The organism is Streptomyces sp. NPDC017529 (assembly GCF_044329785.1).
GTDB lineage: Bacteria > Actinomycetota > Actinomycetes > Streptomycetales > Streptomycetaceae > Streptomyces.
Genome location: NZ_JBIRJY010000007.1, coordinates 303,014 through 316,706 on the forward strand (window position 1 = coordinate 303,014; position 13,693 = coordinate 316,706).

Annotated in this window: 13 protein-coding genes; 6 read left to right on the top strand and 7 right to left on the bottom strand. The window is 71.7% G+C overall.

Annotation, left to right across the window (positions count from 1 at the left end; genetic code table 11):
- The first annotated feature begins 130 nt into the window (after positions 1 to 130).
- A complete protein-coding gene (locus tag ACH4K4_RS20970; protein WP_398169077.1) occupies positions 131 to 1,222 on the top strand; it encodes an alpha/beta hydrolase in 1,092 nt (363 codons plus the stop codon).
- Positions 1,223 to 1,361: 139 nt separating this feature from the next.
- Here the strand turns inward: ACH4K4_RS20970 and ACH4K4_RS20975 are convergent, their stop codons facing one another.
- Positions 1,362 to 2,261 (bottom strand): menaquinone biosynthetic enzyme MqnA/MqnD family protein, encoded by a 900-nt coding sequence (locus ACH4K4_RS20975; protein ID WP_398169079.1) that lies wholly within the window; start codon positions 2,259 to 2,261, stop codon positions 1,362 to 1,364.
- Between the two features lie 249 nt (positions 2,262 to 2,510).
- On the opposite strand from ACH4K4_RS20975, the gene ACH4K4_RS20980 reads away from it, so the two are divergent.
- The 3 genes from ACH4K4_RS20980 to ACH4K4_RS20990 all read left to right on the top strand — a co-directional run bounded on the left by ACH4K4_RS20980 (position 2,511) and on the right by ACH4K4_RS20990 (position 5,212).
- Complete coding sequence (locus tag ACH4K4_RS20980) at positions 2,511 to 2,714, top strand: cold-shock protein (RefSeq protein WP_003984261.1); 204 nt, start codon at positions 2,511 to 2,513, stop codon at positions 2,712 to 2,714.
- 149 nt (positions 2,715 to 2,863) lie between these two features.
- Entirely contained in the window at positions 2,864 to 3,931 is a 1,068-nt protein-coding gene (locus tag ACH4K4_RS20985; RefSeq protein WP_398169081.1) for an AraC family transcriptional regulator, read from the top strand.
- A gap of 84 nt (positions 3,932 to 4,015) precedes the next feature.
- Positions 4,016 to 5,212, top strand: a complete 1,197-nt coding sequence (locus ACH4K4_RS20990) for a lipase family protein (protein WP_398169082.1) — start codon at positions 4,016 to 4,018, stop codon at positions 5,210 to 5,212.
- Between the two features lie 137 nt (positions 5,213 to 5,349).
- Here the strand turns inward: ACH4K4_RS20990 and ACH4K4_RS20995 are convergent, their stop codons facing one another.
- Both ACH4K4_RS20995 and lspA read right to left on the bottom strand, forming a co-directional pair.
- Positions 5,350 to 7,272: an AMP-dependent synthetase/ligase gene (locus ACH4K4_RS20995; RefSeq protein WP_398169084.1), complete on the bottom strand. Its 1,923-nt coding sequence runs from the start codon at positions 7,270 to 7,272 to the stop codon at positions 5,350 to 5,352.
- Between the two features lie 230 nt (positions 7,273 to 7,502).
- On the bottom strand, positions 7,503 to 8,057 hold the full coding sequence (gene lspA, locus ACH4K4_RS21000; RefSeq protein ID WP_398169085.1) for a signal peptidase II: 555 nt from the start codon (positions 8,055 to 8,057) through the stop codon (positions 7,503 to 7,505).
- Between the two features lie 213 nt (positions 8,058 to 8,270).
- On the opposite strand from lspA, the gene ACH4K4_RS21005 reads away from it, so the two are divergent.
- Positions 8,271 to 9,170, top strand: coding sequence for a MaoC family dehydratase (locus ACH4K4_RS21005; protein WP_398169087.1), 900 nt, complete (start codon positions 8,271 to 8,273; stop codon positions 9,168 to 9,170).
- Between the two features lie 7 nt (positions 9,171 to 9,177).
- Here ACH4K4_RS21005 and ACH4K4_RS21010 read toward each other — a convergent pair whose 3' ends face one another.
- Positions 9,178 to 9,840, bottom strand: a complete 663-nt coding sequence (locus ACH4K4_RS21010; protein ID WP_398169089.1) for a TetR/AcrR family transcriptional regulator — start codon at positions 9,838 to 9,840, stop codon at positions 9,178 to 9,180.
- A 139-nt stretch (positions 9,841 to 9,979) separates the two neighbouring features.
- On the opposite strand from ACH4K4_RS21010, the gene ACH4K4_RS21015 reads away from it, so the two are divergent.
- Complete coding sequence (locus ACH4K4_RS21015) at positions 9,980 to 10,870, top strand: alpha/beta fold hydrolase (RefSeq protein WP_398169091.1); 891 nt, start codon at positions 9,980 to 9,982, stop codon at positions 10,868 to 10,870.
- Between the two features lie 94 nt (positions 10,871 to 10,964).
- Here ACH4K4_RS21015 and ACH4K4_RS21020 read toward each other — a convergent pair whose 3' ends face one another.
- From ACH4K4_RS21020 to ACH4K4_RS21030, 3 genes are all read right to left on the bottom strand, one after another.
- Positions 10,965 to 12,323 carry a dicarboxylate/amino acid:cation symporter gene (locus ACH4K4_RS21020; RefSeq protein WP_398169092.1) on the bottom strand — a complete coding sequence of 453 codons (1,359 nt, stop codon included), beginning with the start codon at positions 12,321 to 12,323 and terminating at the stop codon, positions 10,965 to 10,967.
- Between the two features lie 405 nt (positions 12,324 to 12,728).
- Positions 12,729 to 13,019 (bottom strand): DUF4229 domain-containing protein, encoded by a 291-nt coding sequence (locus tag ACH4K4_RS21025; protein ID WP_398169093.1) that lies wholly within the window; start codon positions 13,017 to 13,019, stop codon positions 12,729 to 12,731.
- A 148-nt stretch (positions 13,020 to 13,167) separates the two neighbouring features.
- Entirely contained in the window at positions 13,168 to 13,692 is a 525-nt protein-coding gene (locus ACH4K4_RS21030) for a GNAT family N-acetyltransferase (RefSeq protein WP_398169095.1), read from the bottom strand.
- Between the last annotated feature and the right edge of the window lies 1 nt (position 13,693).

Here is a 13,693-nt window from a genome sequence, read left to right on the forward strand (position 1 = left end):
CGCCCCAGCCTATGACCCAGGTCATGCCCGGTCCGGTGAACCCGTACAGCCGTTTGCGGCATCAAAGAGGTGGAACGCCAGCAACCGTCCGACTTGTCCTGCGGGACAGCGCACCGACCGGAGTACCTCAGTGCAGCATCCTTCCGGGGAGCAGCCCCCGTACGGGCCCGGCCACCGTGGACCGCGCCGGCGCAAGCGGCGGCTGCTGCTGACCGGCGCGGTCGTGGCCGTCCTCGGGCTGGCCGCGGTGCCCGTGCTCAAGCACTTCGACGTCTTCTCCGACAACGGCAAGCCGATGTCGTTCGGCCAGTCCGGTCCGGAGGGCGGCGGTACGGACGGCGGGTCCGCCGGCGCGGCCGACCCGGGCGTGCGGATGCCGACGGGCCCGCCGGCGCAGTTCACGACGGCGAACACGCTGGACGACGGCACCAAGATCGGCGTGACCACGCTGCACGGGAAGAAGTCCGGCTTCACCGGCAAGGTCTGGGTGTGGGCGCCCAAGGAGTACTACGACGAGAAGTACGCCAAGAGCGCGTTCCCGGTGCTCATCGCGCTGCCCGGCGGCCCCGGCTACCCGGTCAATTACTGGATGGGAACCGACCTGAAGCTGCAGAGCAGCATCAGCGAGTGGGCGAAGTCGGGCAAGAGCAAGCCGTTCATCGTCGTCATGCCGGTCCTGAACGCGGATGACAAGAACTACTACGACGGCAGCGACATCCCGGGGCAGCCGAAGATGGGCACCTGGATGTCGGACGACGTGCCGGACCTGGTCAAGGCCAATTTCCGTACCTTCGCGTCCCGGGACGGCTGGGCGTTCATGGGCTCCTCGTCCGGCGGCTTCGTCGGCCTCAAGCAGGTGCTCCAGCACCCCGACCGCTTCAAGGCCGTGATCGCCAGCGGTCCCGACACCCGGCCCGACTCGCCGCTGTGGCGCGGCCACCCGAAGGAGCAGCGGGCCAACGACCCGGAGCAGCTGGCCAAGAGCCTGCTCGCCAGGCCCGGGGCGCCGGACGTGCACATCGCCTTCCAGATCGGGACCAAGGAGAGCGGCCGGGCCAAGCTGGAGGCGTTTATGAAGAAATACGGCAAGGGGCCGATCAAGACCCGCCTTCAGGTGATCGAAGGCGGCGGCCACAACGCCAAGGGGTATGTGCGCGGCATGGATGACGGAACCATGGAATGGATCAGCAAGGTGATGCCGGGGCCGACGCCCGCGTCATAACCCGCGAACGGCAATTCGTACGACTTCCCTACATTTTCGCCACGGAGGGCGTCCGGCTTCCCTACGGAACTCTTACGCCCTCCGTACGCGTTCTGTACGCCTTCCGTGCACCCGGAATTCGCCGCCCGGCATTCGGCCACTAACGCGGCGGTCCCGCCAGCAGATCCACCCGCACATCCGCCGGATACCCGGTCGATTCTCCCGTCCGGCGGGCGAATTCCGCCACACCGCGCAACTGGTCGGGACCGAAACGGAAGTCCAGCGTGGTGAAGTAGCGTTCCAGCACCTGCTCGTCGAAGGTCTCCCAGCGCGCGGCCTGCTCCGCCACCTTGCCGACCTCCTCCAGCGACAGGTCGCGGGAGGCCAGGAACGCCTCGTGCACCTTGTGCACGACCTCCGGCTCGCGCTCCAGGTAGTCGCGCCGGGTCGCCCACACGGCGAAGACGAACGGCAGGCCCGTCCACTCCTTCCACATCTGCCCCAGGTCGTGCACCTGGAGGCCGAGCCGTGGCGCGTCGTGCAGGTTCGCGCGCAGCGCCGCGTCCCCGATCAGCACCGCGGCGTCCGCCTCCTGCATCATCAGGCCCAGGTCGGGCGGGCAGGTGTAGTAGTCAGGGGTCACGCCGATCTTCTCGGCCAGCAGCAGCTGGGCCAGCCGTACGGACGTACGAGAGGTCGAGCCGAGCGCGACCCGGGCCCCGTCCAGCTCCTCCAGGGGCTTCTGCGACACGATCACGCAGGACATGACCGGGCCGTCGCAGCCGACCGCCAGGTTGGGGAAGGCGACCAGGTCGTCGGCGGCCCGCAGGAACTCCACGAGGGTCACCGGGGCGATGTCGAGATCGCCGCGGACCAGCTGTTCGCTGAGTTTTTCCGGGGTGTCCTTCGTGAGCTCCAGGTCGAGCAGCGTGCCCGTCCGCGCGAGGCCCCAGTACAGGGGCATGCAGTTCAGGAACTGGATGTGACCCACCCGCGGCCGGGTCCGACGGTGGTCGGCGGCGGCTCCTGCGGATGCGTCTCCAAGGGTTGAATTGTCCACATGCGGAGGCTAGACCTGATGTGCGCCGAACGATGCGGCGGGTCCGTCTGTGACCGCCGCACCGCACCGCTAAACGTGATCTTTGGCTCTTCCGCCTCAACAGCGGCCCGTGCTAGGCTCAGCGCAAGTTGCAGTTTGGTTTCCCTTGCAGTACAGAGCCTGCGGAGCATGTGACGCCGCAGGCTTTTGTAGTTTTCAGACTTCTTGCAGGTTCTGGAGCAGGGCAACCCTTTGGCCCAAGGAGGGCTTATGGCTACCGGAACCGTGAAGTGGTTCAACGCTGAAAAGGGCTTCGGCTTCATCGCCCAGGACGGCGGCGGCCCGGATGTCTTCGTTCACTACTCTGCGATCAACGCCTCTGGCTTCCGCTCCCTGGAGGAGAACCAGCAGGTGAACTTCGACGTCACGCAGGGCCCGAAGGGTCCGCAGGCGGAGAACGTCACGCCGGTCTGAGTTGCCCGGTCCGACCGATCGCGGTCGTTCTAGCAGTACCCAAGGGGCCCCGCTCCTTCCCTTCGGGGAGGGGGACGGGGCCCCTGCCTTTGCTTTTTCGCGGTCGCCACCGCTGACCTCTTCGCGCGCTGCGGCTACCTTGATGTGGCATGACCGGGGCGACCATCGCGGTGCACCACGTACGGGCCGCGCTGAGCGGTGCGCGGCGGCTCGGCATCGACACCGTCCCCCTGCTCCAGGCGGCCCGGATACCGCCGCTGCTCCTCGGGGACGAGCGGGCGCGCATCGCCCCGGACCGGTTCACCCGGCTGGTCAAGGAGCTGCGGCGGGCGACCGGCGACGAGTTCCTGGGGCTCGGCCCGGCGCCCAGCCGGCCCGGCACGTTCGCGATGATGGGCCTGGCCTGCCTGGGCTGCCCCGATCTCGGTACGGCGCTGGAGCGGGCCGTGCGGTTCTACGGGCTGTTTCCCGGCGGGCCCGAGATGGCGGTGACGGCCGGGGCCGCCGACGGCGCCGCGGTCTTCGCGCTCCGCAGCGATCTGCGCCCGTACGACGAGGGCGATTTCCCCTCCGAGTGCGTGATGATCATCTGGCACCGGCTCTCCAGCTGGCTGATCGGCCGCCGGATACCGCTGCGCCGGGCCCACTTCGCCTACCCGGCGCCCGCCCACGCCCATGAATACGGACTTCTGTTCGACTGCGAGGTGGGTTTCGGGGCGCCGTACACCGCGGCGGCCTTCGACGCCCGCTGGCTGGCCGCCCCGGTCGTGCGCGACGAGGCCGCGCTGACGGCGCTGCTGCGGCGGGCGCCCGCCGACCTGCTGAGCCTGCGGGAGTACGGCACGACCGTCACCGAGCGCGTGCGGCGCGCGCTCGGCCAGGCACTGCGCGCCGCCGGCCCGGCGCGGCTGCCGGAAGCGGCCGAGGTGGCGGCCCGCCTGGCGGTGAGCCCGGCGACGCTGCGCCGCCGGCTCCAGGAGGAGGGGACCTCGTACCGGCGGCTGAAGGACGCGGTGCGCCGGGACGCGGCGATCAGCTCGCTGGTGGCGGGGCGGGAGCCGATCGCCGAGCTGGCGGCGCGGCTCGGGTTCTCCGAGGACACCGCGTTCCACCGGGCGTTCCGGCGGTGGACGGGCACCACGCCGGGCGCGTACCGGCTGCACCCGCATGCCGCCCGGGACGTGCTGTGGAGCGCTCCGCCGGGTCAGCAAAGCTGAGCGTCCCGGTCAGCTCCCGGCCTGCCCTCCCGTCACTACGGTCACCCCAACCGTTCCGCACCCCCGGACCGTTGGGAGAGCCGCATGGTGCCACGCACCCCCCATGCCCGGCGCGCGTCCCGCGCGCTGCGCACCACCGCCCTCGCCGCCGCCACGGCGCTCGCCCTCTCGCTCGGCCTCACGAACGCCGCGGCCGCCCAGAGGGACAGCGCGCGCCCCGGCGACATCGTGACCTCCTCCCCCACCTCGTTCCACCCTCTGCCGGGCCAGCCGACGCACACCCGCGCCTGGCACATGGAGTACCGCTCGACCACCGCCAAGGGCACCCCGAACGTCGTCTCCGGCACCGTCATCGTCCCCGACGACGGCCGCACGGGGCCCCGCCCGCTGGTCACCTACGCCGTCGGCACGGTAGGCATCGCCGACCAGTGCGCGCCGTCGGCCGGCTTCCCCAAGGGCACCACCGCCGAGGCCAACCTCATCCAGCTGCTCACAGCACGCGGCTGGGCGGTCGCCGTCACCGACTACGAGGGCCTGGGCACGCCGGGCGAGCACACGTACACCGTCGGCCGCGCCGAGGGGCAGGCCGTCCTGGACGCGGCCCGCGCCGCCCAGCGGTTGCCCGGCGCCGTAGCGGCGGGCGTCACCGGGGACTCCCCCGTCGGGATCATGGGCTATTCGCAGGGCGGCCAGGCGTCCGGCTGGGCGGCCGAGCTGCACGGTACGTACGCGCCCGAGCTGAAGGTCAAGGGCACCGCGGCCGGTGGCGTCCCGGCCGACCTGCTCAAGGTCGCCGATTTCAACGACGGCAACGTGGGCGCGGGGCTGATCCTGATGGCCGCCGTCGGCCAGGACGCCGCCTTTCCCGAGCTGGACCTGGCGAAGTATCTCAACGACAAGGGGCGGTACTACGCCGGCTTCATGAAGAAGCACTGCGTGGCGATCGACGCCGTCGCCGGAGCCTTCAAGAAGATCTCCGATGTCACCGTCAGGAACCCGCTGCACGAGGCCGCCTGGCAGCAGCGGCTGCGCTCCTCCGACCTCGGTACGCGCAAACCGGACGCGCCGGTCTTCCTCTACCACGGCACGCTCGACGAGCTGATCCCGTACGGCGTCGGCAAGCGGCTGCGCGCCGACTGGTGCGGCAAGGGCGCCGGCGTGCGGTGGTCCGCGATTCCGCTGGGCGGGCACGTCGTCGGCGCGGTGGCGGGCGCCGTCCCGGCCGCCGACTGGCTGGCCGCGCGCTTCGCCGGCGAACCGGAGGGGGGCAACTGCGGCTGAGCGCGGGGCGGCCGGCCCACGGCGGGGAACCCCGTGCCACCTCCCCCACAGAGGTGACACGGGGTTCCAGTCTGCCGGGCCGGGCCCATACGAGGTTACCCGGGGGTCAGTTAACGGGGCGTCAGGACCCGGGCGGTTCAGCGCCGCTCGTACAACTCCTGTATCTCCTTGGCGAAGTCCCGCGCGATGGCGGCACGCTTCAGCTTCAGGGACGGGGTGAGGTGATCGTTCTCCTCCGTGAAGTCCACCGGCAGCACGGTGAACCGGCGGATCGACTCGGCGCGCGACACCAGCTTGTTGGCGTCGTCCACCGCCGCCTGCACCTCGGCCGACAACTCCTCGTCACGCACCAGTTCCTCGATCGCCACCCCCTGCTTCTTCCTCATCTGCCGCCAGTGCGCCAGCCCGTCCGCCTCCAGTGTGATCAACGCGGTGACGTACGGGCGGCCGTCGCCGACCACCATGCACTGGCCGACGAGCGGGTGCGCCCGCAGCCGGTCCTCCAGCGGGGCCGGCGCGACGTTCTTGCCGCCGGTCGTGACGATCAGTTCCTTCTTGCGACCGGTGATGGTGAGGTAGCCGTCGACGTCCAGCGCGCCGATGTCGCCGGTCGCCAGCCAGTCGCCGTGCCCGGCCGGCCGCGGGCCGCCGACCGCCGCGTCCCAGTAGCCGGAGAAGACCTGGCCGCCGCGCAGCAGCACCTCGCCGTCCTCGGCTATCCGTACGGCGCTGCCGGGCAAGGGCCAGCCCACCGTGCCGATCCGCGGCTTGAGCGGCGGGGTGAGGGTGGCCGCCGCGGTGGTCTCCGTCAGCCCGTACCCCTCGAAGATCTCGATGCCCGCGCCCGCGTAGAAGGCCGCCAGCCGGTGCCCGAGCGGTGAGCCGCCGCAGATCGCGTAGCGGACCTTGCCGCCGAGCGCGGCGCGGATGCGGCGGTAGACCAGCGGCTCGTACAACTGCCGGGCGGCCTTCAGCGCCACGCCGGGCCCGCTGCCGGTGCCGTGTTCCCTGGCCTCCACGGCTTCCCCGTACCGCTGGGCGATGCGGGCCGCACGGTCGAAGGAGGCGGCCCGGCCCGTCTTCTCGGCGGTCGCGCGCCCGGTGTTGTAGACCTTCTCCAGGACGTACGGGACCGCCAGCAGGAACGTCGGCTGAAAGGCGGCCAGGTCGGCGAGGAGGTCCTCGGTACGGATGCTGGGCGCGTGGCCGAGCCGGACCCGGGCGCGCAGGCAGCCGACCGCGACCATCCGTCCGAAGACGTGGGACAGGGGCAGGAACAGCAGGGTCGAGGCGGGCTCCCGGCTCACCGCCTTGAAGACCGGGTGCAGCAGCTCGGTCGCGTTGTCCACCTCGGCGAAGAAGTTGGCGTGGGTCAGCACACAGCCCTTGGGGCGGCCGGTGGTGCCGGAGGTGTAGACGAGGGTGGCGATGCTGCCGGGGCCGACGCCCGCCCGCCGCTCGGTCACCAGCGCGTCCGGCAGCCCCCGCCCCGCCGAGACGATCTGCGCCACCGCCCCGGTGTCGAACTGCCACAGGTGCTCCAGCCCCGGCAGCCGCGACCGCACGCCGCTCACCAGCCGGGTCTGCTCGACGCTCTCCACGACGCAGGCCGCGGCGCCCGAGTCGTGCAGGATCCAGTGCGCCTGGTGGGCGGAGGAGGTCGGGTAGATGGGCACGGTGACCAGCCCGGCCGCCCAGGCGGCGAAGTCGACGAGCGTCCACTCGTAGGTCGTACGAGCCATGATCGCCAGCCGGTCGCCGGGCCGCAGACCGTGCGCGATCAGCCCCTTGGCCAGGGCGAGCACCTCGCCGGCGAACTCGGCGGCGCTCACGTCCCGCCACGCGCCCCCGGCCTCACGCGCCGCCTTCTTGTGCGCCAGCACGGCCTCGCCGGGCGCCTGCGCCGCGTTGTCGAAAGGGATGTCCCCCAGCGACCCGGCGCGCACCCGCGGCGCCAGCGGCGGTACGGACACCTCCCGCACGACCCCGCCCCGTACGGCCTTGCGCGGCTCCGCCAGGGCGGGCGCCGGAGGTGCGGCTTGCAGTTCCCGATTCGACACGAGCGGCTCCTCGTCTCACGGTGGGGCACTCGCCAGACGGCTCCAACCCCCCAGAGAACACGCGCCGTTCACAGCCCGAGGGCCGCCGCCGCACCGGCGGCCACGCCCTCCGCCCACGCCTGACCGATCAGTAACCTTACTTGGGCGTAAGTTAGCGCCGCGCCGGGAAGTTGGCCAGAGCCCGCGCACATTTCCCGCGCGGCACCCGCCGGGACCCCGGAGCCGGTGTCTCAGTCCTTGCGCACCGTGCCGTCCGCCTCCACGCCGCGGAAGGACAGGAACACCAGCAGGACACAGCCGCAGCAGATCGCCGAGTCGGCGATGTTGAACACCGCGAAGCTCTCGGCGGCGATGAAGTCGACCACACCCCCTTGGAGGCCGCCGGGCGAGCGGAAGACCCGGTCGGTCAGGTTGCCCAGGGCCCCGCCCAGCAGCAGCCCGAGCGCGATGGCCCACGGCGCGCTGTAGAGCTTGCGGGCCAGGCGTACGACGACGACGATGACGGCCGCGGCGACGAGCGTGAAGACGATGGTCATCGCCTCGCCGAAGCCGAAGGCGGCGCCACGGTTGCGGAGCACCCGCAGCCTGAGCCACGTACCGATCACCTCGACCGGGTCGTGGTCCTCCAGCTTCGCGACCACCAGCAGCTTGCTGCCCAGGTCGAGAAGGTAGACGAACGCGGTGACCGCCAGCAGCATGGGAATGCGCCGCCCGCGCCGCTCCGCGGCCGCCTCCCCGTCCCGGCCGTCCACGGCCGGCCCGGCGGCCTGCTCAGCCTCTGTCACGAAACTCCCCCGAACTGTCCCCACCGGCACACCCTGCCCGGCCCTGATCGTGAACGAGACTACGACACCCCGCTCCGGGAGAGCCGGGGGCGGGGGACGGCGGCGCCCCGTCCACGCACCGCCACATCCCGCGACCGCGCCCCTCGACCAACAACTGACCAGTCAGTAACCTTACTCCGAAGTAAATTCGCGCGCGGAGGCAGAGGTGGGCTCATGACCGACATCGCACCCGGGGCCGCCAGGGTGGCTCTGCCGCGCGCGCCGCGCCTGATGCCGGTGCTGGCCAAAGGGGTGTTGACCGGGTTCGGCAAGCGGCCGCGGGTGGACGCCGGGGTGCCGCGTACGCGGCTGGTGCTGCCCGCGGCGCGGGTCGGGCTGGGGCGGGCCGCTTCGTACGCGCGGGTCTGCGGGTTCCAGGCCACCGAGCCGCTGCCCGTCACCTACCCGCACATCCTCGGGTTCCCGCTGGCCGCCCGGCTGATGAGCGCGCGGGAGTTTCCGCTGCCGATGCTCGGGCTCGTGCACACCGGCATCGAGATCACGCAGTACGTTCCGCTGCACCCCGCCGACACGCTGGAGCTGACGGTGTTCGCGAGCGGGCTGCGGGCGCACCGGCGGGGCACCGAGGTCGTGATGACCACCGAGGCGCGCCGGGCGGGGGCGCTGGTCTGGCACGACCGGAGCGCCTACCTGGCGCGGCACCGCACGCCGGAGAGCGGCGGCGCGGAGCGCGGCGCGCCCCGGGAACCGGAGCCGCGGAGCCTTCCCGTGCGGGCCACCTGGCGGCTGCCCGCCGACCTCGGCCGCCGGCATGCCGCCGTGTCCGGCGATTACAACCCGATCCACCTGCACGCCCTGACGGCCCGCCCGCTCGGGTTCCCGCGCGCCATCGCGCACGGCATGTGGACGTTCGCGCGCTGCGCCGCCGAGGCGGTGCTGCCCGGTACGCCGACGTTCCGCATCTCGGCCGGATTCCGCGCGCCGGTGCTGCTGCCGGCCACCGTCTCGTACGCGTACGAGACCACCCGCGCCGGCGGCTCGTTCCAGCTGCGCGGCGGCCCCGGCGACCGGGAGCGCGTCCACCTGGAGGGGCGGGTGGAGACGGAGGTGTGAGGAGCGGTCAGCGCTCCGGCGACCAGCGCTCGCCCGCCATCAGGCGCCCCAGGCCCGCCCACGCGAAGTTCATCAGCGTGGCCGCCGTTTCCTTGGCCGGGGGCCGCTCGCCCGTCGGCAGGTCGCCGCTGCGGACGTTGGCCCAGTCGGCGAGTGATTCGGCCGCGCCCACCAGGGCGTGGGCCAGGCCGGAGACTTCCCGTGCGGCCAGCTCCCGGTCGCAGCCCGCCTCCTGGGCGGCCGCACCGATCATCGCGGTGACGAAGGTGACGATCTCCGCCCGCATCGCGGCGACTTCACGGGCGAACGGCTCGCCGTGGGTGCGGGCCTGCTGGTGCAGGACCGCCCAGCCGTCCGGGTGTTCGGCCGTATGCGCGAAGAAACCTTTCAGCCCGCTCCACAGCTGCCGGTCGGCGGGCGCGTCCGGCTCCACCGCCGCCCGCACGGCCTCGGCCAGCGCCGCCGACTCCCGCCGGATCACGGCACTGAACAGCTCCTCCTTGGAGTTGAGGTACAGATAGACCAGCGGTTTCGACACCCCGGCCACCTCGGCGATCTCGTCCATCGAGGCCGCACGGTAACCGCGCCGCGCGAAGGTCAGCACGGCCGCGTCGAGCATCTGCTGCTCCCGTACGGCCCGCGGCATCCGCTTGCTCTTCACAGCTCCCACGCCGGTCGACCTTCCTTCCCGCCCCTTTACCGCCAAGTAAGTTTACGTACCCCCGGCTTGGCGGGCGGGTCTTGACGTGATCGCTTCTATAGCGAGACGATACGGTTCGTCGCGTTGAGTGCTACGAGAGGACCCCACCATGCAGCAGGCGCACCGGCAGTTCGTGGACGCGGCCCCCGGCGTACGCCTGTGGACCGAGCAGCGCGGCCCGGCGGACGCGCCCGCGCTGCTGCTCGTCATGGGTGCGCAGGCGTCCGGCCTGGGCTGGCCCGAGCCGTTCGTCGACGCGCTCGCCGTCCACCACCGGGTCATCCGTTACGACCACCGCGACACGGGCCGTTCCACCTGGTCCTTCGACCGGCAGCCGTACCGCATCGCCGACCTGGCACAGGACGCCGTCGCGGTCCTCGACGGCCTCGGGGCCGGGCGGGCCCACCTGGTGGGCCTCTCGCTGGGCGGGCTGCTGGCGCAGCTCGTGCTCGCCGACCACCCCGGCCGGGTGCTGAGCGCCACCGTGCTGGGCACCTGCGCGCTGAGCACCACCCCGTACACCCGCCCGGACGGTACGCGGGTCCCCGTCGACGCGCTGCCCGGCATCGCGCCGGAGGTGCTGGAGATGTGGGGCCGGCCCGTCGAGGACCACGGGCTGGAGGCCGAGCTCGACCGGCGCGTGGCGCACTGGCGGGTGCTGAGCGGCGGGCAGCTCCCGTTCGACGCCGGGTACTTCCGCGAGCTGGAGCGCGGGATCATCGAGCACACGGGCCGGTACGACGTCTCCACCGCGCACGGCCGCGCCGACGACTCGGGCCTGCTGCGCACCGAGGCGCTGGCCGCGAACGAGGTGCCCGTACTCGTCGTCTCGGCCCCCGCCGAGCCGGTCTTCCCGCCACCGCACCCGCAGCACCTCGCGCAGGTCGTCCGGGGCGCGGACCTGGTGGAGATCCCGGGCATGGGCCACGCGCTGCCGCCCGAGGTGCAGGGGCCGCTGGCCGAGGCGGTCCTCGCGTTCACGGCGAAGGCGGGGCGCTGAGCGGGGCCGTACGCACGTGAAGCGCCGGGCGGGCGTGGGGTCTCCCACGCCCGCCCGGCGCTCACGGTGCTCTCGAAGGCCGTACCGCAGGGCGTCAGCTCACCCCGGCCGGCGCCGGGACCGACACCTTCTGCTCGGGCTCGCGCACCGCGCCGTCCTCCAGGTCCACGCCCGCGGCCCTGGCGTACGCGTCGCGGTCCAGGATCTTCTCCTTGGCCGAGACCAGGATCGGCACGACGACCTGGCCCGCGACGTTCGTGGCGGTCCGCATCATGTCCAGGATCGGGTCGATGGCCATCAGCAGGCCGACGCCCTCCAGCGGGAGGCCGAGCGTGGACAGGGTCAGGGTCAGCATGACGGTGGCGCCCGTCAGACCGGCGGTGGCCGCCGAGCCGATGACCGAGACGAAGGCGATCAGTACGTAGTCGCCGACGCCCAGGTCCACGCCGAAGATCTGCGCGATGAAGATCGCGGCGAGCGCCGGGTAGATCGAGGCGCAGCCGTCCATCTTCGTCGTCGAGCCGAACGGCACGGCGAAGGACGCGTACTCCTTCGGGACGCCCAGGCGCTCGGTGACCTTCTGGGTCAGCGGCATGGTGCCGACCGAGGAGCGGGAGACGAACGCCAGCTGGATGGCGGGCCAGGCGCCCTTGAAGAACTGCAGCGGGTTGACCTTGGCGAAGACCGACAGCAGCAGCGGGTAGACGCCGAACAGCACGAGGGCGCAGCCGACGTAGATGTCGACGGTGAACGTCGCGTACTTGCTGATCAGGTCCCAGCCGTAGTCCGCGATGGCGTAGCCGATCAGGCCGAGCGAGCCGATCGGGGCGAGGCGGATGACCCACCACAGGGCCTTCTGGAGCAGCTCCAGCGCGGAGCGGCTCAGGCGCAGCACCGGCTCGGCGCGGTCGCCCAGCTTCAGGGCCGCGATGCCGGCCACGGTCGCCATGAAGACGATCTGCATGACCTTCAGCTCGGTGAACGGCGTGATGACGTCCTTGGGGACGATGCCGGTCAGGAAGTCGATCCAGGAGCCGGCGTGCTGCGGGAGCTTGCCGTCCTTGGGGGTCAGCCCGGTGCCCGCGCCGGGGTCGCTGACCAGGCCGATCGCCATGCCGATGGCGACCGCGATCAGCGAGGTGACCATGAACCACAGCAGGGTCCTGGTGGCCAGCCGGGCGGCGTTGTTGACCTGCCGCAGGTTGGTGATCGAGACCAGGATGGCGAAGAACACCAGCGGCGCCACGGCCAGCTTGAGCAGCTGGACGAAGAGGCTGCCGATCGTGTCGAGGGTGGTCTTCAGCCAGGAGACGTCGCCGCTCTTGGCGACCCAGCCGAGCAGCACGCCGAGGACGAGGCCGAGCAGGATCTGGGCCCAGAACGGGACCTTGGGTATGCGGGAGGATCTGGCGGTCTCGGGGGACCGCGAGGTCTCGGAAGACGTGGTGGACAACGGACACACTCCGGGGACAGACAGGCGTCGGTAAGGGAACGGCGGACAGCGCCAGGAGACAGGAGGTCCGTATCGATCCGTACGGGATCTCCGGCCGCCGCGGTGACAGGAGTCAGCGGCGGCAACAGGCCGCGGACATGCAGCGGCAAAGATCGACGTGCAGGCGCGCCACGAGCGGGACGCCCGTGGAGAACTGGTGCGCTACTGCTGTCTTCATGTCGGACACGTTAACACTTGAACTTTGGGGAACCCAAAGAGATTCTTTGGGCAGCGGAGGCGGCAGGTGTCCGGATCCGTCCCGGAACGCACGAAAACCCCGTCCTGGAGCGGTAACTCCACGACGGGGCTCTGCCGGTTGTGAGGCGCCTTACAGGGGCGGCGGGGCCCGAGCGGTCCCGCGGCCGGCTATAGGAGGCCGTCCTCCTGGCGGGCGTTGGCCGCGATGCGTTCCTTCTGCCGGTCCACCCTGGCCACGATCTGCTCGGACATCGCGTCCCGCTGCTTGCGCAGCAGCACGAAGCTGAGCGGCGCGGAGATCACGACCGCGAGCAGCAGCAGCCACACCGCGTTGGCGCTGCCCACGCCGAGCGGGATGATCCGGAAGTACGCGAGCACCCAGACCAGCGCGAAGCACACGACGAAGATCCCCAGGCGGAGAGCGGTGTAGCGGAGCGTGGCGAACTTCTGGCTACTCACGGGCTGACCTTCTTCACGACGACAACCGAAAGGGTCTGCGTCCAGTCAAGCACAGCCCGATTTCGTGATCTTCCGGGCCCCTGCCGGAAACGGAACACTTCGCCCCGGTCCTCGCGGGCCGTGCCGGGCCATGGCCGGGCCGCGGCGCTCACGCCAGCTCCCGCCACATCGTGATGTCGTCCCGGAAGTCGTCGCCGGCCACCCTGATCGCGCGGGGCACCCGGCCGACCTCCTTGTAGCCGCAGGAGGCGTAGAACGCGTCGAGCCCGGTGCCGCCCCGGCAGGTGAGCCGGATGCCCCGGATGCCGCCGATCGAGCGGGCCGCCTCGTCGACGGCCGCCATCAGCGCCGCACCCGCGCCCTGTCCCTGGAGCGCGGGGTGCACCATCACCGTGTAGGCCCACAGCCAGTGCTTGAGCAGGCCGCGGGTGTTGAGGTGGAGGAAGGCGGTGGCCAGCACCCGGCCCCGCTCGTCGCGGCCCACGACCAGCCTGGCGCGCTCCTCGGATATCGCCACCAGGTGGGCGAGCAGGTCGGGGCGGACGTCCTCGGCCGTGACCGGTGGCACAAAACCGACGGCACCGCCCGCGTTGGACACGTCGGCCCACAACGAACGGATGCCATCGGTCAGCTCGGGGGTGACGGCGGGGTCCAGGTCGAAGCGCAGGTCCATG